The sequence below is a fragment of the Alistipes sp. Marseille-P2263 genome (assembly GCF_018101075.1).
Classification (GTDB): domain Bacteria; phylum Bacteroidota; class Bacteroidia; order Bacteroidales; family Rikenellaceae; genus Alistipes; species Alistipes dispar.
Genome location: NZ_JAGQEJ010000001.1, coordinates 457,948 through 483,884, shown reverse-complemented (window position 1 = coordinate 483,884; position 25,937 = coordinate 457,948). Strand labels below are relative to the sequence as shown.

At 64.4% G+C, this 25,937-nt stretch carries 26 protein-coding genes and 2 tRNA genes; 15 read left to right on the top strand and 13 right to left on the bottom strand.

Annotation, left to right across the window (positions count from 1 at the left end; translation table 11 throughout):
- Positions 1-74: 74 nt before the first annotated feature.
- Genes KB554_RS02110 through ligA form a run of 4 tightly spaced genes read right to left on the bottom strand, consistent with a single transcriptional unit; the run spans position 75 to position 5,203 of the window.
- Positions 75-1,271, bottom strand: a complete 1,197-nt coding sequence (locus KB554_RS02110; RefSeq protein ID WP_211034829.1) for a clostripain-related cysteine peptidase — start codon at positions 1,269-1,271, stop codon at positions 75-77.
- Positions 1,268-2,005, bottom strand: a complete 738-nt coding sequence (locus tag KB554_RS02105; protein ID WP_211034828.1) for a DUF4919 domain-containing protein — start codon at positions 2,003-2,005, stop codon at positions 1,268-1,270. Before KB554_RS02105 ends, KB554_RS02110 begins: the two co-directional genes overlap by 4 nt.
- A gap of 38 nt (positions 2,006-2,043) precedes the next feature.
- The gene (gene dapA / locus KB554_RS02100; protein ID WP_141429544.1) at positions 2,044-2,934 is read right to left on the bottom strand and encodes a 4-hydroxy-tetrahydrodipicolinate synthase; all 891 of its coding nucleotides are present in this window, start codon (positions 2,932-2,934) and stop codon (positions 2,044-2,046) included.
- A 22-nt stretch (positions 2,935-2,956) separates the two neighbouring features.
- The gene (ligA, locus tag KB554_RS02095; protein ID WP_242116230.1) at positions 2,957-5,203 is read right to left on the bottom strand and encodes an NAD-dependent DNA ligase LigA; all 2,247 of its coding nucleotides are present in this window, start codon (positions 5,201-5,203) and stop codon (positions 2,957-2,959) included.
- A gap of 251 nt (positions 5,204-5,454) precedes the next feature.
- Between ligA and KB554_RS02090 the strand changes: the two genes are divergently transcribed.
- From KB554_RS02090 to KB554_RS02060, 7 genes are all read left to right on the top strand, one after another.
- Positions 5,455-5,790 (top strand): hypothetical protein, encoded by a 336-nt coding sequence (locus KB554_RS02090; protein WP_141429545.1) that lies wholly within the window; start codon positions 5,455-5,457, stop codon positions 5,788-5,790.
- Between the two features lie 8 nt (positions 5,791-5,798).
- The gene (locus KB554_RS02085) at positions 5,799-6,419 is read left to right on the top strand and encodes a leucine-rich repeat domain-containing protein (protein ID WP_211034827.1); all 621 of its coding nucleotides are present in this window, start codon (positions 5,799-5,801) and stop codon (positions 6,417-6,419) included.
- A gap of 153 nt (positions 6,420-6,572) precedes the next feature.
- Positions 6,573-7,838: an adenylosuccinate synthase gene (locus KB554_RS02080; RefSeq protein WP_211034826.1), complete on the top strand. Its 1,266-nt coding sequence runs from the start codon at positions 6,573-6,575 to the stop codon at positions 7,836-7,838.
- 21 nt (positions 7,839-7,859) lie between these two features.
- On the top strand, positions 7,860-8,738 hold the full coding sequence (locus KB554_RS02075) for an electron transfer flavoprotein subunit beta/FixA family protein (protein ID WP_211034825.1): 879 nt from the start codon (positions 7,860-7,862) through the stop codon (positions 8,736-8,738).
- 12 nt (positions 8,739-8,750) lie between these two features.
- Entirely contained in the window at positions 8,751-9,770 is a 1,020-nt protein-coding gene (locus KB554_RS02070; RefSeq protein ID WP_211034824.1) for an electron transfer flavoprotein subunit alpha/FixB family protein, read from the top strand.
- Entirely contained in the window at positions 9,770-11,494 is a 1,725-nt protein-coding gene (locus KB554_RS02065; RefSeq protein WP_211034823.1) for an acyl-CoA dehydrogenase family protein, read from the top strand. Before KB554_RS02070 ends, KB554_RS02065 begins: the two co-directional genes overlap by 1 nt.
- 244 nt (positions 11,495-11,738) lie before the next feature.
- The gene (locus KB554_RS02060) at positions 11,739-12,284 is read left to right on the top strand and encodes an outer membrane beta-barrel protein (protein WP_211034822.1); all 546 of its coding nucleotides are present in this window, start codon (positions 11,739-11,741) and stop codon (positions 12,282-12,284) included.
- Between the two features lie 352 nt (positions 12,285-12,636).
- On the opposite strand, the gene glsA is transcribed toward KB554_RS02060, so the two are convergent.
- Positions 12,637-13,623, bottom strand: coding sequence for a glutaminase A (glsA, locus tag KB554_RS02055; RefSeq protein WP_211034821.1), 987 nt, complete (start codon positions 13,621-13,623; stop codon positions 12,637-12,639).
- A gap of 28 nt (positions 13,624-13,651) precedes the next feature.
- Positions 13,652-15,193 (bottom strand): putative glutamine/gamma-aminobutyrate antiporter GadC, encoded by a 1,542-nt coding sequence (gene gadC, locus KB554_RS02050; protein WP_242116228.1) that lies wholly within the window; start codon positions 15,191-15,193, stop codon positions 13,652-13,654.
- Positions 15,194-15,331: 138 nt separating this feature from the next.
- On the opposite strand from gadC, the gene KB554_RS02045 reads away from it, so the two are divergent.
- From KB554_RS02045 to KB554_RS02035, 3 genes are all read left to right on the top strand, one after another.
- Entirely contained in the window at positions 15,332-16,264 is a 933-nt protein-coding gene (locus tag KB554_RS02045) for a DUF5106 domain-containing protein (protein ID WP_211034820.1), read from the top strand.
- 220 nt (positions 16,265-16,484) lie between these two features.
- Complete coding sequence (locus KB554_RS02040; protein WP_141429554.1) at positions 16,485-17,039, top strand: NADH peroxidase; 555 nt, start codon at positions 16,485-16,487, stop codon at positions 17,037-17,039.
- A 134-nt stretch (positions 17,040-17,173) separates the two neighbouring features.
- Positions 17,174-17,899, top strand: coding sequence for a DUF5036 family protein (locus tag KB554_RS02035; RefSeq protein ID WP_211034819.1), 726 nt, complete (start codon positions 17,174-17,176; stop codon positions 17,897-17,899).
- Positions 17,900-17,969: 70 nt separating this feature from the next.
- On the opposite strand, the gene KB554_RS02030 is transcribed toward KB554_RS02035, so the two are convergent.
- Positions 17,970-18,305, bottom strand: a complete 336-nt coding sequence (locus KB554_RS02030; protein WP_211034818.1) for a hypothetical protein — start codon at positions 18,303-18,305, stop codon at positions 17,970-17,972.
- A gap of 14 nt (positions 18,306-18,319) precedes the next feature.
- Positions 18,320-18,541: a YtxH domain-containing protein gene (locus KB554_RS02025; protein ID WP_141429557.1), complete on the bottom strand. Its 222-nt coding sequence runs from the start codon at positions 18,539-18,541 to the stop codon at positions 18,320-18,322.
- A gap of 65 nt (positions 18,542-18,606) precedes the next feature.
- Between KB554_RS02025 and KB554_RS02020 the strand changes: the two genes are divergently transcribed.
- Positions 18,607-19,119 (top strand): SLOG family protein, encoded by a 513-nt coding sequence (locus KB554_RS02020; protein WP_211034817.1) that lies wholly within the window; start codon positions 18,607-18,609, stop codon positions 19,117-19,119.
- Positions 19,120-19,207: 88 nt separating this feature from the next.
- Here the strand turns inward: KB554_RS02020 and KB554_RS02015 are convergent, their stop codons facing one another.
- Both KB554_RS02015 and KB554_RS02010 read right to left on the bottom strand, forming a co-directional pair.
- Positions 19,208-20,443, bottom strand: coding sequence for a 6-phosphofructokinase (locus KB554_RS02015; RefSeq protein WP_141429559.1), 1,236 nt, complete (start codon positions 20,441-20,443; stop codon positions 19,208-19,210).
- Positions 20,444-20,584: 141 nt separating this feature from the next.
- Entirely contained in the window at positions 20,585-20,785 is a 201-nt protein-coding gene (locus tag KB554_RS02010; RefSeq protein WP_141429560.1) for a cold-shock protein, read from the bottom strand.
- A gap of 264 nt (positions 20,786-21,049) precedes the next feature.
- Between KB554_RS02010 and KB554_RS02005 the strand changes: the two genes are divergently transcribed.
- The 4 genes from KB554_RS02005 (at position 21,050) to KB554_RS01990 (ending at position 22,889) form a co-directional block, all read left to right on the top strand.
- Positions 21,050-21,373 (top strand): hypothetical protein, encoded by a 324-nt coding sequence (locus KB554_RS02005; protein ID WP_211034816.1) that lies wholly within the window; start codon positions 21,050-21,052, stop codon positions 21,371-21,373.
- Between the two features lie 2 nt (positions 21,374-21,375).
- Positions 21,376-22,449, top strand: coding sequence for a TIGR04133 family radical SAM/SPASM protein (locus tag KB554_RS02000; RefSeq protein WP_211034958.1), 1,074 nt, complete (start codon positions 21,376-21,378; stop codon positions 22,447-22,449).
- 186 nt (positions 22,450-22,635) lie between these two features.
- Positions 22,636-22,710, top strand: a tRNA-Pro gene (locus tag KB554_RS01995).
- A 104-nt stretch (positions 22,711-22,814) separates the two neighbouring features.
- Positions 22,815-22,889: transfer RNA gene (locus tag KB554_RS01990), tRNA-Pro, on the top strand.
- Positions 22,890-22,969: 80 nt separating this feature from the next.
- On the opposite strand, the gene KB554_RS01985 is transcribed toward KB554_RS01990, so the two are convergent.
- The 3 genes from KB554_RS01985 to KB554_RS01975 all read right to left on the bottom strand — a co-directional run bounded on the left by KB554_RS01985 (position 22,970) and on the right by KB554_RS01975 (position 25,937).
- The gene (locus KB554_RS01985) at positions 22,970-23,599 is read right to left on the bottom strand and encodes an HAD family phosphatase (protein WP_211034815.1); all 630 of its coding nucleotides are present in this window, start codon (positions 23,597-23,599) and stop codon (positions 22,970-22,972) included.
- 287 nt (positions 23,600-23,886) lie between these two features.
- Positions 23,887-24,729 (bottom strand): SDR family NAD(P)-dependent oxidoreductase, encoded by an 843-nt coding sequence (locus tag KB554_RS01980; RefSeq protein WP_211034814.1) that lies wholly within the window; start codon positions 24,727-24,729, stop codon positions 23,887-23,889.
- The gene (locus tag KB554_RS01975; RefSeq protein ID WP_211034813.1) at positions 24,726-25,937 is read right to left on the bottom strand and encodes an NADH:flavin oxidoreductase; all 1,212 of its coding nucleotides are present in this window, start codon (positions 25,935-25,937) and stop codon (positions 24,726-24,728) included. Before KB554_RS01975 ends, KB554_RS01980 begins: the two co-directional genes overlap by 4 nt.

Below are 25,937 nucleotides of genomic sequence, written 5' to 3'. Positions count from 1 at the left end.
TGCGTGCATGTTACGATAACGAGCGGCCTTTCCGTCGGGAAGGGCCGCTCGTCGTGCATCCGGGCGCCGCCGCCTCAGTGCGTGGCGCGCCACCAGGCGGTCTGCTGCCGGTCGATCGCCGCTTCGGGATCTGCGCTCGGATCGGAGGTCGTGATGCCCGAGAAGGTCCGGATCGGATTGACGCCGTTGGCCATCGAGTAGTACTCCTCCGTATGGCGGTGCCAGGGGACGGTCGCGTCCAGTTGCTTCTCGAACTCCGCGAGCAGGGCGTCGTCGTCGGAGCAGAGGCGGCGCACGTAGTCCTCCAGATCGAAGAAGAGCGTCGGGGTGTAGCCGTCGAGCCGCTGGAGGTCGCCGAGCCTGCCGGGATCGAATGCGTGCGCGGCGTTGATGCGCCGCATGATGTCGGCGAGCTTCTCCAGCCCGGCGCAGCGCGTGACGCCGATCGTGCCGTAGGGATAGGTATAGGTGCTGTAAAAGGCGTGGAAGGCGTCGCAGATGCCCTCGTAGTCCACCTCGCCGAGCATGTGGCGGCCCGCCGAGGCGTAGGGGAATCCGTAGGCCATGATCTCCGACGTGGAACCGATGAGGTAGTCCGTGACCCCGCGCAGCTCGTAGGCCACCTCGACCGACGACATGTAGCAGTCGTCGAAGAGGATGTACTCCATGTGCAGCCCCGTCCGGGCGAGGGCTTCGGCCAGCGTGGCGATTTCGGTCCGGTGATCGGGGGAGGTTCCGCCGAACCAGCGGGTCAGCGGGCGGTCCGGAGCGGCGTGCTCCCAGTATTCCCGGCGGGCCGGGGCGGCGGCGCGCCCCGGGACGGAGGAGACGGCCGGAAGCCATGCCATGCCGTGCGATCCGATGCTCATGGAGTAGCGGAGGGCGGGGGCCTCGCGTTTCACGTCGCCGAGGACCGAGGCGATGCCCTCGGCCGCGGTGAAGTCGGGCGCGGGGTCGTAGGTGCGGAGCGTGAGGCGTTCGCACCGGCCGCCCCTGCGGTAGAGTTCGAACAGCGACGCTTCGTCGGGAGACTCCATGAAGTAAACCAGCACACGCACGTCGGCGGGAATGCCTTCGGCCACGACACGTGCCATGTCCTCGATGTTGGTGCGGAAGTAGGAGGTGAGGTTGCCCGACCAGGGCATATACATCAGGTGGGTCTGCGCGGCCGTCTCGGGCGGCGTGTAGCCCGGTTCCTCCTTGTCGGAGCAGGCGGGCGTCAGGGCCGCGGCAGCGAGCAGAACGCAGAACCGGCGGAGCGTGCGGGTCATTTGTAGGTGCGGGGTTTGAGGTTGTTGAACTGCCACGTGCGGTCGCGCTTGTAGGTGTAGCCCTCGGGTTTGTTGCGGTAGATGCGGCTGAAGTCGAAGTAGAAGCCGCGGCGCTTTTTGCCCTCCACGACGTAGGGCGACGTGAGGGGCACGAACTCCACCGTGCGGCTGATGACGCGCGACTTGTCGTAGGAGAACCCTTCGACGGTCAGCACGTCGAGCGCGTGGTCGAACATGAGGATGTGGCGCGGGGTCTTCTGCGTGAAACCGTCGCCCGACGAGAGTATCGTGCGGACGATGCCGTTCATGCGGTTCGAGTAGGCCCGTTCGCGCTCCTTGTCGCCCAGCGCGCCGTAGGCGTAGGACATCAGGTTGAGCAGCTTGGGGCTGAACGGGTCGCGCGCGAGGGCGTCGGTCCCGGCCGAGATGATCGCCTCGAGCGTCCCGACGTCGGGCGCGTCGGGGTCCAGCCCCGAGGCCAGGAGCAGCACCCGGTCCAGATCGGGATTGGTGTTGAGCGGCTTGTAGGCGTCCTGATAGGCGTAGCCGTAGTAGAGGTAATGGTAGTCCTCGTCGGTGAGGGTCTCGTCGCCCGCGTTGTAGCGCATCATCAGCCCCGTGTAGTAGTACGGGGACGAGGTGTCCGTGATCCGGTCGAGGATGTCCTCCTCGACGGGGACTTTGGCCACGGCCAGTGCCGGCAGCAGCAGGGCGAATGACAGGAGTCGTTTCATCGTATGCGTCGTATTGGTTCCCGGTACGAACGTATTTTTCAGCACAAATCGTACCTGCGGATCAGATTCCGGAATTTTTCGCGCAGCGCGGGGGAGCCTTCGACCAGCGGCAGGCGCATCGTGGGGCCGATTTTCCCCATTTCGGCCAAAGCGCATTTCACCCCCACGGGGTTGCCCTCCTCGAAGAGGGCCTTCACCGCCTCGTCCAGCGCAGCGTATTCGCTGCGGGCCGCGTCGAAATCGCCCGTCTTGGCCAGGTTCACGCACCGCATGAACCGGTGCGGGAAGGCGTTGGCCGCCACCGAAATCACGCCGTCGCCGCCGCGCTGCATCACGTCGAGGGTCATGCCGTCGTCGCCCGAGAGCACGAGGAACCCCTCGGGGCGTTCGCGGAGGATCTGCTCGATCTGGTCGATCCGCCCCGACGCCTCCTTGATGCCGATGACGTTCGGAAAGTCGCGGGCGATGCGCAGCGTCGTTCCGGCGGTCATGTTCACCCCCGAGCGGCCCGGGATGTTGTAGAGGATCACGGGCAGCGGCGAGTGCTCCGAGACGGTGCGGAAGTGCTGGTACAGCCCCTCCTGCGAGGGCTTGTTATAGTAGGGCGTGACGCTGAGGATGGCATCGGCTCCCCGCAGGTCGAACTCGCGCAGTTGGTCGAGCACTTCGGAGGTGGAGTTGCCGCCGCAACCCATCACCAGCGGCACGCGGCCGGCGATCTGGTTGGTGATGAACATGGCGATCACGGCCCGTTCGGGCATGTAGAGGGTGGGGGTTTCGGCCGTCGTGCCCAGCGCCACGATGTAGTCCACGCCGCCGTCGATCACGTAGTCGATCATGCGGGCCAGCGCTTCGTAGTCCACGCGGCCGTCGGGGGTGAAGGGGGTGATCATTGCGGCCCCCACGCCGGAGAGTTTGGATTCTTGCATGGTATTCTCGTTTTTTCGGTTTCTAAAACAGTTCGCCCTGCCGGGTCGCGGCCGGAGTCTTTCCGGCATTGTCCTCCGTAGCGGCGGCTTCGCCGCTATCCGTCGGGACGGTTCCGGGGCGGGTCGCGTCCTTCCCGTCCTCCGGTGCGGGGTCGGCTGCCGGAGAACTTCCGGGTGCGGATTCGCCGCTCGTGTCCGGGGCCGTTCCTCCGCCGTCTTCCGGCGCGGAGCCGGCTGCATTGCCGTCCGCCGGGCGGGGCATGCCGTCGTCCGCGGCCGAGGGGCCTTCGGCGACGAGGCGCAGAAACTCCTCCTCGGAGAGGATGCGGATGCCCAGCTTCTCGGCCTTCTTGAGCTTCGCGGGGCCCGTCTTCTCCCCGGCGACGAGGTAATCGACGCTGCCCGACACGGCCGCGAGATTGCGCCCGCCGTGCCGTTCGATCAGCTCCTTCATCTCGTCGCGGCTGCGCGAGAAGCGTCCCGAGACCACGAGGCTCTTCCCGGCGAGCGACTCCGAGGCCAGCTCGCGCGCCGCGGCCTCGAACTGCACGCCGGCACGGCGCAGGCGGTCGATGATCCGCAGGTTCCCGGCGTCGGCGAAGTATTCGAGAATGGCGTCGGCGATCTTCCCGCCCACCTCGTCCGCCTCGACCAGCTCCTCGCGCGAGGCGTGCATCACGGCCTCCAGCGAGCGGAAGTGCTCGGCGAGGTATTTGGCCGTGGTTTCGCCCACGAAGCGGATGCCCAGTCCGAACAGCACGCGCCGGAACGGGACTTCGGCCGAGCGGCGGATCGACCGGATGATGTTGTCGGCCGACTTCTCGCCCAGCCGCGGCAGCGGCGCGAGCTGCTCGGCACGCAGGTCGTACAGGTCGGCGATGTCGTGCAGCAGGGCGTTGTCGTACAGCAGTTCGACGGTCTCCTCGCCCAAGCCCTCGATGTCCATGGCCTTGCGGCGTATGAAGTGGAGGATGCGTCCGATGATCTGGGGGCGGCAGCCGCTCTGGTTGGGGCAGTAGTGTTTCGCCTCGCCTTCGTAGCGCACCAGCGGCGTGCCGCACTCGGGGCAACGGTCGATGTAGCTGAACGGCCGGCTGTCGGCCGGACGCTCCGAAAGCTCCACGCCCGTGATCTTGGGGATGATCTCGCCGCCCTTCTCCACGTAGACCATGTCGCCCGGGCGGATGTCCAGCAGGGCCATCTGTTCGGCGTTGTGCAGCGTCGCGCGGCGCACGGTGGTTCCGGCCAGCAGCACCGGATCGAGGTTCGCCACGGGGGTGACGGCGCCCGTGCGGCCCACCTGGAAGGAGACGCTTTCGAGGCGTGTCAGGGCCTGCTCGGCCTTGAACTTGTAGGCCACGGCCCATTTCGGAGCCTTGGCCGTGAAGCCCAGTTGCCGCCGCACGGCGAAGTCGTTCACCTTGACGACCACGCCGTCGGTGGGGAAGGGCAGTTGCCGCCGCGCCTCGTCCCAATGGGCGATGAAGGCGTCGATCTCGGCGACGCTGCGGCAGATGCGCGCCTCGCCGGAGACCTTGAAGCCCCATTCGCGGGCCTTTTCGAGGCTCTCCCAATGGGTCGCGAAGGGCAGGTCGTCGCCCGTGAGCTGGTAGAGCGTGCAGTCCAGCCCGCGGCGCGCCACGACGGCCGACTGCTGCTGCTTGAGCGTTCCGGCGGCGGCGTTGCGCGGGTTGGCGAAGAGCTGTTCGCCGTTGGCTTCGCGCTCGGCGTTGAGGCGGTCGAACGAGGCGTAGGGCATCAGCACCTCGCCGCGGATCTCGAACAGTTCGGGCCACCCTTCGCCGCGCAGCCGCAGCGGCACGGAGCGCACCGTGCGGACGTTGGCCGTCACGTCGTCGCCCTCGACGCCGTCGCCGCGCGTGAGGGCCTGCACGAGCCGCCCGTGTTCGTAGGTGAGCGAAATGGCCGTGCCGTCGAACTTCAGCTCGCATACGTAGTCCGTCGCGCCTGCCTCGCGTTCGATGCGTCCGAGGAACTCGTGCAGCTCGTTGAGCGAGTAGGTGTTGCCCAGCGAGAGCATGGGGTAGCGGTGGCGCACGGTGCGGAACTCGGCCCCGAGGTCGCTGCCCACGCGCAGCGTGGGCGACGCGGGGTCGGCGTATTCGGGATGTTCGCGTTCGAGCTCCTGGAGTTCGCGCATCATCGCGTCGAAGTCGAAATCGGAGATTTCGGGCGCGTTTTCGACATAGTATTTATGGTTGTGGTAGTCGAGCTGCCGGCGCAGCTCCTCGATCCGTTGGCGTATCATCGAAATCATTGTATAGGGACGGTCGCATTCCCGGACGTACCCTCTGCTCCCTTTCCCGGAGGTCCGGGCCTGCCGAAACGGCCGCCGGTACGGGCGCGGCGTTGCGATCGTGCGAATATAACCTGCGTAAAGGTACGCAATTTGTCCGTAAGATGGGGCGAAAACAAAAAAAATGCAATAAAAAAATTGCGGATGCGGTGCGATATGCAAATTTTGCTTATAATTGCAGAAAATTTCGAAGCACTATCAGTATGGCTAAACAGAATACGGCGAAGAAACATATCGTAACGAGTTTTCACAATTTGAGTGCTGAACTGCAGGATGCGGTCAAGGAGAAGTATCCCCTGGGATTCACCGACGCGATGATGCGGGTGGACAAACCCAACGGAGACTTTTTTTATGCCGTTCCGTTCGAAACGGACGAGGTGTCCTATCTGGTGAAGATCGACGTGAAGATCGACGACCACTCGCAGGACGACGACGACAAGGACTTCTACGACGACGACATCAAGGGGGCGGACGACCTCCAGGGCGAGGACGACGGGGCCGAAAGCGCCGACCGCTCCGACGACGACGTGGACATCTGACGACGGCCATGAAACGCCTGCTCCCCGCACTCGTCCTGGTGTCGGTCACGGCCTGCGGTCTGGCCGACGACGAGCGCGACGAGGAGAACAAATACATCTATCCGACTTTTTCCGACAAGACCTTCGAGGCCTACTGCCTCGGGGAGTTCGATCTCGACGGCAACGGGCGCATCTCGCGTTACGAGGCGCAGCGCGTCGTGCGGATCGACTGCTCCGGGCGGGGCATCGCGTCGCTGGCGGACGTGGCCGAATTCGCCAATCTGCGGGAGCTGGACTGCCGCGGCAACGACCTCGTGCGGCTGGACGTGAGCGCCCTCGCGCGGCTCGAACGGCTCGACTGTTCGGAGAACCGCCTCGCGTCGCTCGACGTCGAGGGGCTGCGCGCGCTCGTATCGCTCGACTGCGGAGGCAACCCGCTGCGGCAGCTGAACCTCTCGACCAACGCCTCGCTCATGCGTTTCGGCGGCCGCGGCTGCGGCTTCGGAACGCTCGACCTCTCGCAGTGCGCCCGCTGGATGGAGCTGGCCGACGTGCGCGGCTGTCCGTCGCTCGCGCTCCTGTACGTGGCGTCCGGGCAGCGGTTCGGCGCGCTGCGGTTCGACGGGCCGACGAAGGTGGTCGAACGGTAGGGCCGTGCGGCGGTATGCGCACGGCGGCTTTCCCGCAGGACGCAGCTTTAACATTTTGTTGAAAAGTCCCCGTGTCCGATGCGGCTTTTCGGAGAATATTTCGTACCTTTGGATGCAAAAAATGTCTTTTGCACTAAACTTTTACCGGTTACAATGAAAAAAGTAGACGTAATCCTCGGCCTGCAATGGGGGGACGAGGGCAAGGGAAAGGTCGTGGATGTGCTGACGCCCCGTTACGAGGTGGTGGCCCGGTTCCAGGGCGGTCCCAATGCCGGTCACACGTTGGAGTTCGGCGGTGAGAAATATGTTCTGCGTTCGATCCCTTCCGGCATTTTTCAGGGCGGAAAGACCAATGTCATCGGCAACGGCGTGGTGATCGATGCCATCCTGTTCCGCGAGGAGGCCGAGGCGCTCGCAGCCAGCGGGCACGACCTGACGCGGCAACTGGCCATCTCGAAGAAGGCCCATCTGATCCTGCCCACGCACCGGATGCTCGATGCGGCCTACGAAGCCGCGAAGGGCAGCGCGCGGATCGGCACGACGGGCAAGGGCATCGGTCCGACCTATACGGACAAGGTGAGCCGCAACGGCATGCGCGTCGGCGACCTGCTGAGCCCCGATTTCCGGGAGATCTACGCGAAGGCCAAGGCCCGCCACGAGCGGATTCTCCGCGATCTGGATTACCGGTACGACATCGCGGAGCTGGAGGCCCGGTGGTTCGAGGCCGTGGAATACCTCAGGCGGTTCCGCATCATCGACAGCGAATATTTCATCAACGGCTGCCTCGCGCAGGAGAAGTCGGTGCTGGCCGAAGGGGCGCAGGGCACGCTGCTCGACGTGGACTTCGGGTCGTATCCCTTCGTCACGTCGTCGAACACCGTGACGGCGGGCGTCTGCACCGGTCTGGGCGTGGCCCCGAACCGCATCGGCGAGGTGTACGGCATCTTCAAGGCCTACTGCACGCGCGTCGGCAGCGGTCCGTTCCCCACGGAGCTCTTCGACGAGACGGGCGAGCGGCTGTGCCGGCTCGGCCACGAGTTCGGCGCCGTCACGGGACGCAAGCGCCGCTGCGGGTGGCTGGACCTGGTGGCGCTCAGGTACGCCATCATGGTCGATGGCGTGACGCAGCTCATCATGATGAAGTCGGACGTGATGAACGACTTCGAGACGATCCGCGTGGCCACGGCCTACGAAATCGACGGACGGCGCACGACGGAGTTCCCCTATACGATTTCGGAGGGCGTGAAGCCCATCTACACCGACTTCGAGGGGTGGCGGTGCGATCTGCGGGCCTGCCGCCGTTACGAGGATTTCCCCGAGGCGTTCCGCCGCTACGTGGAGTTCATCGAACGCGAGACGGGCGTGCCCGTGAAAATCATCTCCGTGGGTCCCGACCGCGGCGAGACGATCGAAAGATAGTTCAATACCTAAATAACTGCTATGAAAAAACCGTTGAAAATTGTCGTATTGGCCAAGCAGGTGCCCGACACCCGCAATGTGGGCAAGGATGCGATGACGCCCGAAGGGACGGTCAATCGCGCGGCGCTGCCGGCCATCTTCAATCCCGAGGACCTCAATGCGCTGGAGGCCGCCCTGCGGCTCAAGGACGCCGTCGAGGGGTCCACGGTACATATTCTGACGATGGGGCCGCAGCGCGCCGCCGACATCATCCGCGACGCGATGTTCCGCGGCGCCGACGGAGGCTATCTGCTCTCGGACCGCAAGTTCGCCGGTTCGGACACGCTGGCCACCTCCTACGCCCTCTCGTGCGCGCTGCGCCGGATCGCCCCCGACCTGATCGTTGCGGGCCGTCAGGCCATCGACGGCGACACGGCGCAGGTGGGTCCGCAGGTGGCCGAGAAGCTCGGCCTGCCGCAGGTGACCTATGCCGAGGAGGTGCTCGAGATCCGCGAAGGGTCGCTGGTCGTGAAACGTCGGCTGGAGCACGGCGTCGAGACGGTCGAGTGTCCGCTGCCCGCCGTGGTGACGGTCAATGCCTCGGCCGCCGAGTGCCGTCCGCGCAACGCCAAACGTGTGATGAAGTACAAGTATGCGCTGGCCGGATCGGAGATCGCCGCGGCCGCCGGATCGCCCGCTGCGGAGCGCGCCGCCGCGACGCCCTACCTGCAGATCGTGGAGTGGGCGGCCGCCGACGTCGATCCCGACGAGACGCAGCTCGGCCTGCAGGGTTCGCCCACGAAGGTCAAGAAGATCGAAAACGTGGTGTTCGCCGCCAAGGAGGCCAAGCGCCTCACGGCCGCCGATGCCGAGATCGAATCACTGATGGTTGAACTTATCGCGAGCCACACGCTCGGTTAAAGCGCTTTAGAGATGAACAACGTATTCGTATATATCGAGATGGAGGGCGGCCGGATCGCCGACGTGAGTCTCGAACTGCTGACCAAAGGCCGCGAGCTGGCCGCCGCGCTCGGCGTGAAGACCGAAGCCGTGGCGCTGGGCGAGTCGCTCGACGGTATCGAAAAGGAGCTGGCCCGCTACGGCGCCGACACGGTGTGGGTGGCCGACGACAAGATTTTCAATCCCTTCCGCACGCTGCCCCACACGGCCGTGATGTGCGGGCTGATCGAGCAGGAAAAGCCCCAGATCGCATTGTTCGGTGCGACACCCGTGGGCCGCGACTTCGCGCCGCGCGTTTCGTCGGCGCTGCATAGCGGCCTCACGGCCGACTGCACGCAGCTCGAGATCGGCGACCACAGGGACGCCAAGACGGGCCGGGAGTACAAGGACCTGCTGTACCAGATCCGTCCGGCGTTCGGCGGCAACATCATCGCCACGATCGTCAATCCCGACCACCGGCCGCAGATGGCCACCGTCCGCGAGGGCGTGATGCGCAAGGAGTACGCCGCCGTGCCTGCCGCCGGGGAGGTGAAGCGGATCGACTGGCAGCGCTTCGTGAAGGATACGGACCTGGCGGTGCGGATCATCGACCGCCAGATCGAGGAGCGCCGGATCGACATCAAGGGCGCCCCGATCATCGTGGCCGGAGGCTACGGCATGGGGTCGAAGGAGAACTTCCGCCTCGTGCACGAACTGGCCGACGTGCTGGGCGCCGAGGTGGGCGCCAGCCGTGCGGCGGTCGATGCGGGTTTCACGGAGCACGCGCGCCAGGTCGGCCAGACGGGCGTCACGGTGCGTCCGAAACTCTACATCGCCTGCGGCATTTCGGGCCAGATTCAGCACACGGCCGGCATGGACCAGTCGTCGATGGTCATTTCGATCAACACCGATCCCGACGCGCCGATCGCCAGGATCGCCGACTACGCCATCACGGGCGACGTGAACGAGGTGATTCCCAAGATGATCAAGTACTACAAGCAAAACTCGAAGTAATGGCTAATTTCTTTTCAGATAACAAGGATTTGCAGTTCCACCTGGGGCATCCGATGATGCGCAGGATCGTGGAGCTGAAGGAGCGCGGCTTCGCGGAGAAGGACCTCTACGACTACGCGCCGCAGGATTTCGACGACGCGATGGACAGCTACCGCCGCGTGCTGGAGATCGCCGGAGAGGTGTGCGGCGACGTGATCGCCCCGAATGCCGAGGAGGTGGACCACGAGGGTCCGCGCGTGGTGAACGACCACGTGGAGTACGCCTCGGGCACGGTGCGCAACATGAAGGCGATCGTCGATGCCGGACTGAGCGGTCTGACGCTTCCGCGCAAGTACGACGGTCTGAATTTCCCGCTCGTCTGCTTTGTCATGGCCAACGAGATGGTGGCCCGGGCCGATGCCGGCTTCGAGAATATCTGGGGCTTGCAGGACTGCGCCGAGACGCTCAACGAGTTCGCCTCGGAGGAGATCAAGCAGAAGTTCCTGCCGTGGGTGTCGGCCGGCGCGACGTGCGCCATGGACCTCACGGAGCCGGACGCCGGTTCGGACCTGGGGGCCGTGATGCTCAAGGCCACGTGGTCCGAGGAGCGGCAGACGTGGCTGCTCAACGGCGTGAAGCGTTTCATCACCAACGGCGACGGCGACGTGTCGCTCGTGCTGGCGCGCACCGAGGAGGGTACGACCGACGCGCGCGGCCTGTCGATGCTCGTTTACGACAAGCGCGACGGCGGGGTGAAGGTGCGCCGTATTGAGAACAAGCTGGGCATCAAGGGATCGCCGACGTGCGAGCTGGTCTTCACGAACGCCCCCGCGCAACTCGTGGGCGACCGCAAGATGGGGCTTATCAAATACGTGATGTCGCTGATGAACGCCGCCCGTCTGGGCATCGGCGCGCAGTCGGTGGGCTTGTGCGAGGCCGCCTACCGCGAGGCGCTCAAGTATGCGCAGGAGCGCGAGCAGTTCGGCAAGCCGATCATCCGTTTCGCCGCCGTTTCGGAGATGCTCTCGAACATGAAGGCCAAGTTGCAGGGCGCCCGTGCGCTGCTGTACGAGACGACGCGCTTCGTGGAGATCTACAAGCAGTACACGCACATTTCGCACGAGCGTTCGCTGGAGCCGGAGGAGCGTCAGGAGATGAAGTTCTACAACCGGCTGGCGGACGGTTTCACGCCCCTCGTGAAACTCTTCTCGTCGGAATACGCCAACCAGTTGGCCTACGACGCCGTCCAGATTCACGGCGGTTCGGGCTTCATGAAGGATTACCCCTGCGAGCGGCTCTACCGCGACGCCCGCATCATGAATATCTACGAGGGAACCTCGCAGTTGCAGGTCGTGGCGGCCATCAACGCCGTGACGAAGGGGACGTTCATGGAGCAGATCGAGCGCTACGCCGCCGGGGAGTATGCGGAGACGATGCGGCCGGTCGTGGCCAAGCTCAGGGAGCTGACGGTGAAATTCTCGGAGATGGTGGCCCGCGTCGAGGCCGGCGACAAGGAGTGCGCCGGGTTCAAGGACTTCCATGCCCGCCGTCTGGTGGAGACCGCCGGACATATCATCATCTCCTATCTGCTGGCACGTCAGGCCGGGGAGTCGGAGGAGTACGCCCCGTCGGCACGCATCTTCTCGAAGCTGGCCGAGGGCAAGATCGCCGAAGCCTATACCTATGTGATGAACTCCCCGACGGAGGACGTCGGGCTGTTCCGCGACGTGGAGCGGCAGGAGTAGCGCGCAGCGCTCGTGTCCCGCATCGAAAGGAGCGTCCGGGGGTTGTTTCCCGGACGCTCCTTTTTTTCGCGCGGCGGGGCCCGGCCGGAACGGAGGATTTGACGCCGCATGGATTTTTGCTATATTTGTCTCCGAATAACCCCCTGCCGGGCCGGCGGCGGGCGTGCGGACCGGGCGAATCCGGCGCGGCGTCGGGCCTGCACGGCCTTTGCAGGGGAACGTATTGACAATAAATGGATTCGGTATGAAGAGAATTTTGCTTCTGGCAGCCGTCGCGCTGCTTTCCGCACCGCTTTGCGTGCAGGCGCAACGCAGTGAAATCACCGTATCGTACGGCTATGCGCCCACGTCGAACTGGAGCGATTCGTTCAGTGCGATCAAGGATCTGGTATCGGACGCGAAGACCGACATCTCGGGTTGGGGAGCCGTGACCGTGGGGTACAACCTCCGCCTGCTGGGGCCGCTGAGCATCGGCGCGCAGGTGGTCTGCTCGACCAACGAGCAGAAAATCAAGGTCACGAACACCGAGATCAGGAACCGCTACTGGGCCGTCATGCCCAATGTGAAGTGGACGTGGCTCAACCTGAAGATCGTGTCGCTCTACTCCCGGGCGGCCGTCGGAGCCGTCTTCTCCGAGGCGGAATCCGGCGGCGAGAGCGAGCATGCGACCCGCTTCGCCTATCAGGTGTCGCCCGTGGGCGTCACTGTCGGCGGGCGCCTCGCGGCCTATGCCGAAGCGGGCGTCGGTGCCTCGGGTTCGCTCCTCGTCGGTCTGCGTTACAGTTTCTGACGACGGCCGCGGCCGGGGGTATCGGCGGACGGATTCCGCCTACGGAGAGGACGGGCGGATCGTTCCGGAGCATGCCGGCGGCTTTTCCCGGGAAGCGCGTCCGGAGGCCGGTGCGCGGAGTTATCGCCCCGGCGGATGCCGGGAGATTCCGGCGAACCTCCGGAGATAAGATCACCCCTGTCGGAACTTGTTCCGGCAGGGGTGAAGTCGTAAGAAAGCGGGGTTGCCGGGCGGCTTTTCGGGGACATGCCGACCGTTCCGCCGTCTTTTGGACGGCTGCTCGGTGTCCAGTCCGCACGAAAGAGTCGCGTCTTTTGGGCGGCCGTTCCGGTGTCCCGTCTGTCCGGAGGAGCTACGCCTGCGGGGCGGGTTCCGGTTCGGCCATGACGCAGCGCGTCGTACCGAAGACGCCGAGGTTGAGGCGTCCGGCGATGTAGGCCAGCGCCTGCTGCGCCTTGACCGAATTGCCGGCTTCGTCGAGCGGCGGGGCGAAGGCCGCGAGGCCCATCACGCCGGGCACGACTCCCATGATGCCGCCGCCGACCCCCGTTTTGGCCGGAAGGCCCGTTGTGAAGAGCCAGTCGCCCGTGTGTTCGTAAAATCCGACCGTGGCCATCATCGACGTGATCTTCGGCGCCAGCCCGGGTTTGAAGACCTCCTTGCGGGTCAGGGGATTCACGCCCCCGGAGGCGATCGTGGCGGCCATGACGGCCAGTTGGCGGGCCGTCACGCCGAGCGAGCATTGCCGCGTGTAGAGGTCGAGCGACAGCTCCGGATCGTCGTAGATGCGGGCATAGTTTTTCAGCAGCCAGGCGATCGACTTGTTGTTGAAGTTGGTCGCCGTCTCCGACCGGTAGAGTTCGTCTATCACTTCGACCTCCGAGCCCGTCAGATCGGCGACGAACGAGACGATGGCTCGCCACTTGCCGTCGGCGTCGCCCGTGGGGCGGATCATCGAGCAGGCCGAGATGGCTCCGGCGTTCACGAGCGGGGTCGAGGGATGCTCTTTTTCGAGCAGCAGCGCCATGATCGAGTTGAAGGGCAGCCCCGTGGCGTCGGCGCCGATCCGGTCGAGGATCTCCTTCGCTCCGTACTGGTTCATGGCGAGAATCGCCGTGGGGACCTTCGACACCGATTCGATGCCGAAGACGTAGTCCGTGTCGCCGACCGCCACGACGTCGCCGTCGGGCAGACAGGCCGCGATGCCGAAGAGCGTCGAAGGCACGCCGGCCAGGTAGGGGATGTAGTCGGCGTTCTTGCCGCCCTGCTCCTCCTTGCAGCGGTCGTAGGCGGCTTCGACGGCCGCCCGGACCGTTTGTTTGTCGATTTTCTGAATCATGATGGTAAGGTTTTGCGGATGTCTGATGTTATTCGCCTTCGTTCGATTTTCGCGCGGATTTTGCCGCTGCCGCGGGTTTCGCCGCTGTACCTGCCGCGGTTTCGGTCCGTTCCCAATGGAAGGGGGCGAAGTCGGCGGCGGCCTGCGGGTCGCGCCACGAAGGCTTGCGCAGGGCGTAGATCACGAAGGGGGCGCCCACGACCGCCAGACAGCCGATGACGAGCACCGAATACCAGACCGTGTTGCTGCCTGTGGCGATCTGTCCGGGAGGCACGAAGCTCAGAACGAAGGCCAGCAGCGCCCCGCAGAAGCCCAGGCAGCCGAGCAGCCACATGAGGCCGTTGCCTTTGCCGAGCCGGAAGGGGCGGGGCGCGGACTTCATCTTGTAGCGCAGCACGATCGCTGCCGAGAACATGAGCATATACATAATCAGGTAGAGCAGTACGGTGAGCTGCGAGAGAATCTGATAGAACGACTGCACGGAGGGCATCACCACGAAGAGCAGTGCGAGCAGCGTCACGACGCCTCCCTGCACGAGGAGAATGTTGCGCTGCACGCCGTTGCGGTTGGTCTTTTGGAAGAACGGAGGCAGGTAGCCCGCCTTGCCGACGGTGAAGATGCCCTTCGAGGGGCCCGAGACCCAGGTCAGCACACCGGCCAGCACGCCGAACATGAGCGCCACGGCGATCACGGGCGAAGCCCACGAAAGATGCAGGTAGCTGAAGTAGTTGTCGAAGCCGATAAGCAGCGATTGCGTGAGGCTGATGTCCCCCGCCGGGATGATGAACCCCAGCGCGAAGGTTCCCAGAACGAAGATGCAGACCGTGACGAGCGAGCCGATGATGATGGCCCGGGGGTAGTTGCGGCCCGGGTTTTTGACGTCCATGACGTGTATGCCCATCATCTCCATGCCGGCGTAGAAGAGGAAGATGCTGCTGGCGAGCACCAGGTTGTCAAATTTCGAGAGATCGGGGAAGAAACCCTGCGAAAGGTCCATGTGGTTGTGGCCTCCGGTGGCCAGGTAGATCGCGCCCAGTACGATGAGCAGTCCGGCGGGGATGATCGTGCCGATCATGCCGCCCCATTTGCTGATCTTGCCGACCCAGTCCAGTCCCTTGAGCGCAATGAAGGTGGCGACCCAGTAGATGACCAGCACCACGACGAGCGTGAAGGCCTTGTTCGAGGCCAGCGTCATGTCATGCGCCTCGTTCATGCCGATGAAGGCGATCGACACGGCTCCGAAGGTCAGGACGGTGGGATACCAGATCGTCGATTCGATCCATTGCAGCCAGATGGCCAGAAAACCCGTGCGCGCTCCGTAGGCCTCGCCGACCCAGCGGAACACGCCGCCCTGCTTGTCGGAGAACATGGCGGCCAGCTCGGCGGCGACCATGGCCGTCGGAATGAGGAACACGATGGCTGCGAACAGGTAATAGAAGGCCGAGGATAGGCCATAGACCGCCTCGGCGGGCAGACCGCGCAGACTGACGACGGCCGTGACGTTCATGATCGCCAGGGTCATGACGCTCAGTTTGAACCCCGTGCTTGTGGTAGTTTTTTTTGCATCCATAATCTGTTGATTGGTTTTGAACGATGCGACGGCTGCAAGGACCGTGCAAAACGGTTCTGCCGTCTTTCCGCGCCGGGACGGAGGATTTGTCGCCGGAATTTCGTATCTTTGTTTCCGACACCCGAATACCGATTCGCTATGCGACGCATTGTGTTGATTCTCGCCGCGGCGTGCTGTCTGGCCGCATGCGGCTCCCGTCCGGCGCGGACGGTCGATGCCGGGACGGAGGCCGCGGACCTGCCGCGCGTTTACCTGCCGCCCGAGCCTCCGGCGCAGCTCACGCCCGAAGGACGGCGCGACTACCTCCGTCTGCACTATTGGGACGGCTTCGACTTCGCCGACACGCTCTTCCTCGCCCGGGCCGATACGTCCGGCATGTTCGAGACCTTCGCGCGGTACGTCATGGTGCTGTCGGACCGTCCGGCGGACCCTGCGCCGATGGACTCGCTCATGCGCCGCGCCGCCGTGTCGCGCCCGATGCTCGACTACTTCTCGATGCTGGCCGACGGGGTGCTGCACGATCCCAATTCGCCGCTGCGCAACGACGAATTCTACATTCCCGTCCTTCGGGCGCAACTGGCTGCGCCCTGGTACGACGAGTACGAGCGCATCGCGCCGGAGTACGACCTGAGGATGGCGATGCAGAACCGTGTCGGGCAGCGTGCCAGCGATTTCCGCTATACGCTCGCTTCGGGAGCCGGAGGAACGCTGTACGGGCTGGAGGCCGAGTACGTGCTGCTCTTCGTCAATAATCCCGGCTGCCCGATGTGCCGCCGGCTGCGCGAGGAGATCGCCTCGTCGCCGATGCTCTCGGAGATGATCGAGCGCGGCCGGCTCCGCGTGCTGGCGCTCTATCCGGACGAGGACCTCGCGGCGTGGCGCGAGTACCGCGAGCGGATGCCGGCCTCGTGGATCAATGCCTACGACCGCGGGTGCGTGATCCGCGAGCAGGGGCTTTACGATTTCCACGCCATCCCGGCGCTCTACCTCTTCGATCGGGACAAGCGCGTGCTGGTGAAGGATTCGACGGACGTGCCCGCGATCGAGGAGGCGATCGACCGCAGGGGATAGCGTCTGCGGCGGATTCAGGGTGCGGAGCGTCCGGGCCGGGGCGGGAAATACGTGCCGCTGCGACGGGGCGGACGGTCCGGGCAGCGGCGGGTATAGGTTCGCCTTATCGGGCCATAAAAAAAGCCGATCGGTTTTGTGCCTCCACTTCGCGGCGAATCGTTACCTTTGCAGTGCGAACACACGCTACACACAAATAGTAACACACAAACATTCTGAAATTATGGCAAAGAAATGGCGTTGTACCGTATGCGGGTACATTCATGAAGGTCCGGAGGCTCCCGAGCAGTGCCCGATGTGCAAGGTCGGCAAGGAGAAATTCGTCGAAGTGGTGGAGCAGGAGGGCGACCTCGACTTCGTGACCGTCCACAAGCTCGGCGACGGCAAGGGCGCGAGCAAGGAGCTGTGGGAAGGATTGCAGAATCACTTCATGGGCGAGTGCACCGAGGTGGGCATGTACCTGGCGATGAGCCGTCAGGCCGACCGCGAGGGCTATCCCGAGATCGCCGAGGCCTACAAGCGTTACGCATGGGAGGAGGCCGAGCACGCTTCGAAGTTCGCCGAGCTGATCGGCGAAGTGGTATGGGACACGAAGACCAACCTCTTCAAGCGCATGAACGCCGAGTGCGGCGCCTGCGAGGACAAGATGCGTCTGGCGCGTCTGGCCAAGGAGGAGAACCTCGACGCCGTACACGACACGGTGCACGAGATGGCCAAGGACGAGGCCCGTCACGGCAAGGGTTTCGAGGGGTTGTACAAGCGCTACTTCGGCAAATAATCCGAACCGTAACCGGTTCAGGCAGGAGCGGCTCCCGCAAGGGCGCCGCTCTTTTTTCGTGCCGGAACGGTATGGGTGCGCGATTTTTTCCTATCTTTGGCTCCGGTTACACGAATCCGTAAAAAACGAACGATATGAAACGCTTTCTTCTGCCGCTCGTCTGTGCGGCGCTGGCCTTCGGGGTCGCCTCCTGTTCCGACGACGATACGCCGGGCGATCCCGCCGGAACCGTCATGCTCAACATGCTCGACGAGCACAACGGCAGGACGCTGCTGGACGATTCGGACATCTATATCAACGATGCCGGAAACTTCGTCAGCGGGGGCGATTGCTCGCTCTTCATGCTGGGCGAGGCATCGGGGTTGGGGGCAGTCCGGATCGCGTCGCTGAGGAATCCGGTTCCGGAAGCCGCCGTATCGCCGGGACAGGGTTATGCGGCAGTCTGTTCCGCCGCCGCGATGCAGTTCCCGTCGCAGTGCGTGGCGTTGCCGTTGGACGGCAGCGGTGCGAACCTGCTCAAGTTCTACGTCGTTTCGTCCCTGCCCGACGGGGAGAACGGCTCCAAGGGGGCCGTCGTCAAGTTCGTCACGGCGCAGCCGCAGCGGCACGGGCTTCCCGAGTGGGGCGATACGGTGCTGACGATCGAAAATTACGACCACCTCGGGCAGGAGGTGGTCTATACGTTGCCGACCGAGGATTTCGAGTTCGTTCTCGACGGGGAGGGACAGATCGGATGCGAGAAGCGGGGCCGGAAACTGGTCTTCGCGCTGACCGACTGGCCCTATCCGGGGCAGAGATTCGGACTGACGCTGCGCATCGGCGAGAGCTATACGAACGTGTTCGTGGAGTTTCTGAGCTGATGCGGGCCGTCCTTTCGGGACCGGGACGCATGGAAAATCCGGATGCCTGCTGGCATCCGGATTTTCCGTATCACTCCTTGCGCAGCTCCTCGCGCACGGCGAGAAAGAGTTGCAGCTTTCCGGAGAGCCATTCGTAACCCGTTTTGGCGGCGTGGGCCACGTCGTAAACCGTCTCGACCTGATCCTGTATGCGGTCGATCGGCGCACGCAGCGCCAGCGCATAGATCGCGGCGGCGAGGAGGAAGCAGAGGCCGCTGACGATCAGCGTCGCCGTGACGAGCGATCCGGTGAGCGCCGAGAGCCAGACGACCAGCGTCGTGAGCAGCAGCACGATCCCCGTGGCTGCCGTCAGCGCGAAGGCGAGCAGCGCCACGAGGAACCGTCCTCCGGAGGGTTTGTTTTCCATGAGCGTATGTGCGGCTATTTGCCTTCGGCCTTGCCGCGCACCTCCTCGATCTTTTCTTCCGCCTTTCCCTGGGCTTTCCGGGCGGCGGCTTTCGCCTTGTCGAGTTCGTCGTTGGCGAAGTCCTTGATCTGTCGGCGCAGTTCGGGTCCCGACTGAGGCGTGAGCAGCATGGCCAGCGTGGCTCCGATGACCATGCCGCCTAGCATGGATGCGATGATAGTGGCTGTGTTTTTCATGATGATTGAGTTTTGATACGCCCTTATCGCTTGCAAAGTCCGGGCCAAAGCCCTATCTTTGGGATATGATCGCAGACTCCGGCAGATCGGTCGCCTTCACGGGGCACCGTACGTACGACGGGACTGCGGCGGAGAGCCTCTCCGCCGCAGTGGAGCGGTTGTACGGACGCGGGTTCCGCACGTTTCTTTCGGGAATGGCCGTGGGGTTCGACCTTGCGGCGGCCGAGGCCGTGCTGACGCTGCGTGCGGCGCATTCCGACGTGCGGCTGGTCGCCGTCGTTCCTTTCCGCGGGCAGGAGGAGCGCTTCTCTCCGGCCGACCGGGTGCGTTTCCTCCGTGCGGTCGCCGCGGCCGACGAGGTGGAGGTGCTCGCCGGGGGATATCGCCGGGGATGTTACGTCGTGCGCAACGATTTCCTGGTTGATCGGGCCGCGCTCGTCGTGGCATGGTACGACGGTTCGCCGGGCGGCACGCGCTACACCCTGCGCCGGGCCCTGGCCCGCGGCCGCGAGGTGTGGAATCTCCACCCTTCGGGCGGCGGCCTTGCGATCCGCCCCGTGCAGCCGGCGCTGTTCTGAGCGTGCGGGGCGGTTCGGGTGCGGGCAAAAAAACACCCGGCAGGTCTCGGAAAGACCCGCCGGGCGTTCGGTGAAATCCGTCGCCGGATTATTTCCAGTTGAGGATCTTGTGGAAGTCGTACTCCTCGGGGTTGGCCACATACTGCTTGGCGGCCTCGTAGTCGGCCGGCGTGACGGCGTTGAGGATGTTCTCCACCACCGAGGTGAACTTGTCCGAGTTGATGTCCACCAGACGGGGCGGAATCTTGCCCGTCGCGGGGTCTTGCAGGTCCTTGAGGTAGAGCGGCGAGACGTTGCCCTCCGAATCCACGTAAACCATGCAGCCCGTCTTGCCCTCGGCGAAGAGCTTGTGCACGCCGATACCCAGCTCCGAGCAGTACGTGAGGTCGTAGGCGATCGGGGTCTGGCAGCGGATTTCGTAGCCCAGCTCCACGGGGCGGCTCTTGACCTTGATGCCCAGCTCCTTGAGCTTCTTCTCGATCATCTCGTTGAAGATGTGTGCCTTCGACACCTTGCCCAGCTCGGGATGTCCGTGCTCGTCGTAGGTGAAGTGCACGCCGCTCTTGCGGATCTCCTCGTCCGACAGCGCGTGGAACACGCCCTCCGAAATGACGGCGGCGCCGTAGTCCATGCCCATGATCTTACGCTTGATGATCGACGAGATGACCAGGTTCACGATCTTCTCGACGGTGATCTCCGTCTTGTCGAACATTTCGGGAATGACGATCATCGGGTAGTGGCACGCCTCGCCGATGCCGAATGCCAGGTGACCGGCCGAACGTCCCATGGCTGCCAGCACGAACCAGTTGCCGCTCGTGCGTGCATCTACATAGACGGCGCGGGCGATGACCGCACCCTTGTCCTTGGCCGACTCGTAGCCGAACGTCGGCGTGCCTTTCGGCAGCGGCAGGTCGTTGTCGATGGTCTTCGGCACGTGGATGTTGGCGATGGGGTATTTCTTCGCCTCGAGGAACTTGGCGATGCGGTTGGCCGTCGAGGCCGTGTCGTCGCCGCCGACCGTCACGAGCAGTTTCACGTTGTTGTCGGTGAAGAACTTGAGGTTGAAGTTGTTTTCGAAATCGGCGTCCGTCGGTTTGAAACGGCTCATCTGCAGGAACGAACCGCCCTGGTTGAAGATGCCGTCGGCCATCGGGTAGTCGATGTCCACGGTGCGGGGCGAGGGGTTGAACAGGCCCGTATAGCCCTCGTGCAGGCCGATTACGCGGTAACCTTTGCGCAGGAACGTCTTGGCGACGCTGCCCACCACGGTATTCATGCCGGGGGCCGGTCCGCCGCCGGTCAGGATTGCGATTGCTTCTTTCATGATTCTGTTCGGTTTATGGTATTTTGTTGAACCTTCCGTTTCGGATTTTGGCCGCCCAAAAATACGACATATTTTTCAAACGGGCAAGAAAAAGGGGGCTTCCGTCGCCGAAAGCCCCCTCTGAAAATCGGTAATTATAGTTTACTCAACTACAGTTACGTTGATGGCCTGCTCGCCTTTGGCTCCCGAGCCTACCTCGAACTGGACCGACTGACCTTCGTTGAGCGACTTGAAACCGTCCGTTGCAATTCCCGAGAAGTGCACGAAAATCTCCTTGCCGTTCTCCGCCGTAATGAATCCGTAGCCTTTCTTGCTATCGAACCATTTTACTTTACCTGTCATAAAAAAAGTGTTAAAAGTGTTAATGTCTGACAAAGTAACGCAAAAAACATTGGCTTTCAAAACTTTTTACCGTTTTTTTTCGGGTCTGCGGGAAAAAAGTTATCTTTGTGGGGGCGGTTCTGTCCGTCGTGTCCGTCCGGTCCGCGTGATGCGTCTCGGGGCGGGATCCGGGCACGGTTCGGCAGATGGCCCGGGAGAGGCGGCCGGAGCGGAGAGGCCCCTGTTTCTGGAATCTTAAGAAGAACCGAAAATTCGGACAACGATATGAACAGACGAGTGAAATTGGCGATTCTGGCCCTGCTGGGCTTTTCGACGGCCTGCTCGACGGTGAAGGATTCGCCGCGCCGGGACGGGAAGGCGTGCGGGAGCGACGAGGCTCCGGCTCCGGATTCCGTGGAACGGAAGATTCCGCCGCGGATCGTCCTCATGTACGGCGTGCGGCCGCCGCATCCCGTGCAGTCCGTTCCGCGGCAGGACGGCGGGAGTGCCGCTCCGGCGGACAGCGCGGCCGTGCGCAGCGGAGCGCCCGTATCGGCTGTTCCGGCGGAATCCGCCGAATCTGTTGAATCCACGGCGGGAGGACGGTGACGATGCCCGGACGCCGTATCGGGCCGCGTAAACGGCTGGCCCTCGAACTCTTCTCCGGTCTCTATGCGGACAAGGTGCGCGAACACCGTCTCGATACGCTCTTCTGGGAGTGTACGCTGCGGTGCAACCTCGCATGCAGGCATTGCGGGAGCGACTGCCGCACGGATCCCGGCGTGAAGGACATGCCGGCGGAGGATTTCCTGCGGGTGCTGGACGAGGAGGTGACGCCGCACGTCGATCCCGCCGGGGTGCTCGTCATCCTCTCGGGCGGCGAGGTGCTCGTGCGCGACGATCTGGAACGGATCGGTTCGGAGATCGCCCGCCGCGGCTACCCGTGGGGGATGGTGACCAACGGCCTGGCGCTGACGCCGGAACGGCTGCACGGTCTGATTCGTGCCGGGTTGCGGACGATTTCGGTGAGCCTCGACGGATTCGAGCGGGAACACAACCGCATCCGGCGCAATCCGGCGAGTTTCGCCCGGGCGATGGACGCCGTGCGGCATATCGTGCGCGAGCCGGAGTTGGCTTTTGATGTCGTGACCTGCGTCACGGAACCGCTCGTCCCGCAGCTCGAAGCCTTCCGCGACCGGCTCGTCGCCGAGGGGGTGCGCCATTGGCGGCTCTTCTCGATCTTCCCTGCGGGACGCGCCAAAGGCGACGGAACGCTCCGCCTGACCGATGCCGGTTTCCGCACGCTGCTCGACTTCATCCGCCGTACGCGCCGCGAAGGGCGCATCGACGCCAGCTATGCCTGCGAGGGCTTTCTGGGAGGGTACGAGGCGGAGGTGCGCGACTATTTCTACCAATGCGCCGCCGGGGTCTCCGTGGCTTCGGTGCGGGTGGACGGCTCGATTTCGGGCTGCACGTCGATCCGTGCGAATTTCCATCAGGGCAATATCTACCGCGACCGCTTCTGGGAGGTGTGGCAGTCGCGTTTCGAACGCTTCCGCGACCGGGAGTGGATGCGCCGCGGCGTGTGTGCCGGCTGCGGGGTTTTCCGCTTCTGCCGGGGCGGCGGGATGCATCTGCGCGACGACGACGGCGAATTGCTCTGCTGCCATTACAACCGGTTGTGAATGCCCGCTGAGCCGTCGTCCGATCCGCCTCCGGCCTTTCCGATCCGGGCGCGCCGCGCCGCGGCGGTTTTGCCGGACCGCTTGCCGGCGGAGAGAGACGAAAAGCTATTTTTTTGCGAATTTATTTTGTCTTTTCGGATTTTAGGCTTATCTTTGTGCGCTCTTAAAACGATAAGGGCGTTTGTTCGGGGTGTAGCGCAGTCCGGTTAGCGCGCCAGCTTCGGGAGTTGGAGGTCGCTGGTTCGAATCCAGTCTCCCCGACAAATCGGCAGACCGCCCGCAGGGGGTCTGCTTTTTTTATTTGCCGGGCATCGGGCCCGGGGCGGATATTCCGGTATGCCGCCGCGGATGCCGCCCGGACGATTCGGGGTGTAGCGCAGTCCGGTTAGCGCACCTGCTTTGGGAGCAGGGGGTCACAGGTTCGAATCCTGTTACCCCGACTTTACGGAAAAGCCTTTCAGAAATCTGAAAGGCTTTTTCCGTGTTTCATGCGGTGCGGCGGGCGGCGGGACGTGCCGGTTCAGCTTCGTCCCACCGATTCGAGCAGGTGGCCGAAGTCCTCCTGCGGGGCGGGCATGTAGATCGAGAAGCCGAGCGCCTGTGCCGTATCGACGTTCCTGCTGCCGTCGTCGATGAAGAGCGTTTCGGCGGGTTCCAGACCGCTCGCGGCGATCATTTTCCGGAAAATCGCCTCGGAGGGCTTCAGCTCGTGCATCCGGTAGGAGAGGTAAACGGCGTCGAAATAGTACTCCATGTCGTGCCCGTCGGCCGTGAACATGCGCCGGACGAACTCCATCGAGGCCGGGTTGTTGTTCGAGAGCACGTAGGTCCGGATACCCCGGCGGCGGAGCGCCTCGATCTGGCGGAGTTTCGCGACGGGGATCGTCACCAGAAACTCCCCGTAGGCCCACGCGATCCGTTCGTCCGGGATGTCGGGCGTACCCGAGAGGCGACGCATCTCCTCGCACGCCTCGTGGAAGGTGATGTCGCCGTGTTCGAGGCGGCCGATCATCTCGGCGGGGTAGTAGGGGTTGATGAGTTCCGCCACGGCGTCCATGCCGAGCGTGCGGAACGCCGCGATGCAGCGATTCAGGTCGAGGTCCACGAGGACGCCCCCGAGGTCGAATACTACGTTTTTGATCTTTTCCATGGTTTCCGGAGCCGGAGCGGTCGGGTCCGGCGGCACAAAGATACGAAATTTTGCGTTCCGGCGCTCCGGTCTTTCAGTGCGGACGGTATTCTGCCTGCGCAGGACGCATTTTTCCGGCGGGGGCGCATGCGGAAAGCGGTGCGGGAGGCGTCTGTCGTGATACGGAAGGGAACACCTGCCGCATATACGGGGAGGCGAGGTGTCGATCGGACATTGCGGGGCGTCGGCCGGACGGGTGGAGGACAGGCCGGAGGTGTGGCCTTCGGGCGGGGCCGTGCCGGTCCGGGCTACCTCTGGAACCGCATCGTGAAACGCCGCAGCGGACGGATCGCCCACATGGGCAGGAGTTTGCAGAGGGGAATCCAGATGCGGTTCCACCAGTCGGGGACGATCGTGCGGCGGCCCCGCCACAGGGCGCGCAGTCCCCGCCGGGCGCAGGAGTCGGCCGAGATCAGCACTCCGAGCCGGAGCCCGATGCGCTGCCAGCGGGGTGTCAGTCCGTAGAGGTCGGTGGCCACGCCTGCGGGGCAGACCGCCGTGACGCGGATGCCTTCGTCGCGGACCTCCTTGGCGAAGGCCACGGAGAAGGCGCGCAGGTAGGCTTTCGAAGCGCTGTAGAGCGACAGCCCGGGGAAGGGCATCCACAGCGAATAGGAGGACATGTTGAGGATGTGCCCGCCCCGCCCGCGGCGTGCCATGTCGGCGGCGTAGAGGCGGCAGAGCTGCGTGTTCGTCAGGTCGTGCAGGAGGATGATCCGCTCGATGCGCTCGGCGGGCGTGCGGAGGATGTCGAGGAACGAGAAGATTCCGGCGTTGTTGATGAGCACGTCAACGGCGATTCCCTCCCGCTCGGTGAATGCGTGCAGCTCTTCGGCGGCTCCGGTCCGGGCCAGGTCGATCTCCGCGATGCGGACCTCGGCGGCGGCACGGACGGTGGTTCCGATCTCCCGCCGGACGGCCTCCAGCGGTTCGCGGCGGTCGCCCGCCAGCACGAGGTCGTAGCCAGCCGCCGCCAGCCGCAGGGCATAGCAGCGGCCGATGCCCGATCCGGCGCCCGTCACGAGGGCCCAGGCGCTGCCGGGCGCGACCTCTCCGCGCCGCCGGCGCGTGTCGTTGCGTCGGGCGTTCATGGCAGGCGTTCGAGTTCTTCGACGATCTTCCGCGGCAGGTCGGGGCAGTGCTTGCAGCACTTCATGTCCACGGAATACATGCGGGCGATGCAGTAGTTGCGGTGGTCGCAGGCGCTGCGCGTCGAGGCGTCGCCCGTGCGGAGCTTCTCCACGAAGGCCGGGTCGTTCACCAGCGCGCGGGCCATCTGCACCAGCTCGAACCCGGCGTCGAGCGCGCGGTCGATCCCTTCGCGGCTCACGAGCCCTCCGACGTAGATGAGCGGGCATTTGAGCGCCGCGCGGAACTTTTTGGCGTCCTCCAGGAAGTAGCACTCCTCGAACGGGTATTGCCGGATCATCCACGGGCCGCACCAGCGGATGAAGTAGCGGAGCCACCACGGCGAGTAATAGCTCATCGTGTAAATCGGGATCAGCCCCCGCATGACGGCCATCGGGGCCTTCGAAACGAATCCGCCTGAGAGCACGATGCCGTCCACGCCGAAGCGTTCGATCTCGCGGGCGATTTCGAGGCTCTCGGGAATTTCGATTCCGCCCCGGAATCCGTCGTACATGTTGTGTTTGACGGTGACGGCCATGCCGCAGGACCGGGCCGCCCCGACGGCTTCCTCCAGACACATGCGCATGAAGCGCATCCGGTTTTCGAGCGATCCGCCGTATTCGTCGCGGCGGCGGTTGGTGTAGGGCGAGAGGAACTGCGAAATGAGGTAGCCGTGCCCGGCGTGCACCTCCACCGAGTCGAACCCGGCGTCGCGGGCCGTGCGGACGGCGCGGCCGAAGTCGCGCGCCACCTCTGCGATCTCGCTCCGCCGCATGCCCCGCACCGGGGTGTAGGCGTACAGGTTGAAACCCGACGAGGCGCCGATCGGAATCTGTCCGGCGGTGGAGTAGTGGGTCATGTTGCCGCAGTGGCCGATCTGGATGGCCGCGGCGGCTCCTTCGCGGTGGACGGCGTCGGTGATGTCGCGCAGCCCCGGCACGATGGCCGGGCGCAGCCAGAGCTGTTTGTCGAACGAGAGGCCGCTGCGCGAGACGGCGGCATAGGCCAGCGTCGTCATGCCGATGCCGCCGCGGGCCACCGCGACGTGGTACTCCTTGAGCTGTTCGGTGGGACCGAACGCCCGGCCCATCGACTCGAAGGCCGCCGAACGGATCGTGCGGTTGCGCAGCGTCACGGGGCCCAGTTGGTAAGGGGTGAAAAGTGCGGACAT

Excerpts from the sequence above, each read along its gene's own strand:
- KB554_RS02110 (WP_211034829.1), bottom strand. The coding sequence starts at position 1,271 with ATGACCCGCACGCTCCGCCGGTTCTGCGTTCTGCTCGCTGCCGCGGCC.
- KB554_RS02105 (WP_211034828.1), bottom strand. The coding sequence starts at position 2,005 with ATGAAACGACTCCTGTCATTCGCCCTGCTGCTGCCGGCACTGGCCGTG.
- dapA (WP_141429544.1), bottom strand. The coding sequence starts at position 2,934 with ATGCAAGAATCCAAACTCTCCGGCGTGGGGGCCGCAATGATCACCCCC.
- ligA (WP_242116230.1), bottom strand. The coding sequence starts at position 5,203 with ATGATACGCCAACGGATCGAGGAGCTGCGCCGGCAGCTCGACTACCAC.
- KB554_RS02090 (WP_141429545.1), top strand. The coding sequence starts at position 5,455 with ATGGCTAAACAGAATACGGCGAAGAAACATATCGTAACGAGTTTTCAC.
- KB554_RS02085 (WP_211034827.1), top strand. The coding sequence starts at position 5,799 with ATGAAACGCCTGCTCCCCGCACTCGTCCTGGTGTCGGTCACGGCCTGC.
- KB554_RS02080 (WP_211034826.1), top strand. The coding sequence starts at position 6,573 with ATGAAAAAAGTAGACGTAATCCTCGGCCTGCAATGGGGGGACGAGGGC.
- KB554_RS02075 (WP_211034825.1), top strand. The coding sequence starts at position 7,860 with ATGAAAAAACCGTTGAAAATTGTCGTATTGGCCAAGCAGGTGCCCGAC.
- KB554_RS02070 (WP_211034824.1), top strand. The coding sequence starts at position 8,751 with ATGAACAACGTATTCGTATATATCGAGATGGAGGGCGGCCGGATCGCC.
- KB554_RS02065 (WP_211034823.1), top strand. The coding sequence starts at position 9,770 with ATGGCTAATTTCTTTTCAGATAACAAGGATTTGCAGTTCCACCTGGGG.
- KB554_RS02060 (WP_211034822.1), top strand. The coding sequence starts at position 11,739 with ATGAAGAGAATTTTGCTTCTGGCAGCCGTCGCGCTGCTTTCCGCACCG.
- glsA (WP_211034821.1), bottom strand. The coding sequence starts at position 13,623 with ATGATTCAGAAAATCGACAAACAAACGGTCCGGGCGGCCGTCGAAGCC.
- gadC (WP_242116228.1), bottom strand. The coding sequence starts at position 15,193 with ATGGATGCAAAAAAAACTACCACAAGCACGGGGTTCAAACTGAGCGTC.
- KB554_RS02045 (WP_211034820.1), top strand. The coding sequence starts at position 15,332 with ATGCGACGCATTGTGTTGATTCTCGCCGCGGCGTGCTGTCTGGCCGCA.
- KB554_RS02040 (WP_141429554.1), top strand. The coding sequence starts at position 16,485 with ATGGCAAAGAAATGGCGTTGTACCGTATGCGGGTACATTCATGAAGGT.
- KB554_RS02035 (WP_211034819.1), top strand. The coding sequence starts at position 17,174 with ATGAAACGCTTTCTTCTGCCGCTCGTCTGTGCGGCGCTGGCCTTCGGG.
- KB554_RS02030 (WP_211034818.1), bottom strand. The coding sequence starts at position 18,305 with ATGGAAAACAAACCCTCCGGAGGACGGTTCCTCGTGGCGCTGCTCGCC.
- KB554_RS02025 (WP_141429557.1), bottom strand. The coding sequence starts at position 18,541 with ATGAAAAACACAGCCACTATCATCGCATCCATGCTAGGCGGCATGGTC.
- KB554_RS02020 (WP_211034817.1), top strand. The coding sequence starts at position 18,607 with ATGATCGCAGACTCCGGCAGATCGGTCGCCTTCACGGGGCACCGTACG.
- KB554_RS02015 (WP_141429559.1), bottom strand. The coding sequence starts at position 20,443 with ATGAAAGAAGCAATCGCAATCCTGACCGGCGGCGGACCGGCCCCCGGC.
- KB554_RS02010 (WP_141429560.1), bottom strand. The coding sequence starts at position 20,785 with ATGACAGGTAAAGTAAAATGGTTCGATAGCAAGAAAGGCTACGGATTC.
- KB554_RS02005 (WP_211034816.1), top strand. The coding sequence starts at position 21,050 with ATGAACAGACGAGTGAAATTGGCGATTCTGGCCCTGCTGGGCTTTTCG.
- KB554_RS02000 (WP_211034958.1), top strand. The coding sequence starts at position 21,376 with ATGCCCGGACGCCGTATCGGGCCGCGTAAACGGCTGGCCCTCGAACTC.
- KB554_RS01985 (WP_211034815.1), bottom strand. The coding sequence starts at position 23,599 with ATGGAAAAGATCAAAAACGTAGTATTCGACCTCGGGGGCGTCCTCGTG.
- KB554_RS01980 (WP_211034814.1), bottom strand. The coding sequence starts at position 24,729 with ATGAACGCCCGACGCAACGACACGCGCCGGCGGCGCGGAGAGGTCGCG.
- KB554_RS01975 (WP_211034813.1), bottom strand. The coding sequence starts at position 25,937 with ATGTCCGCACTTTTCACCCCTTACCAACTGGGCCCCGTGACGCTGCGC.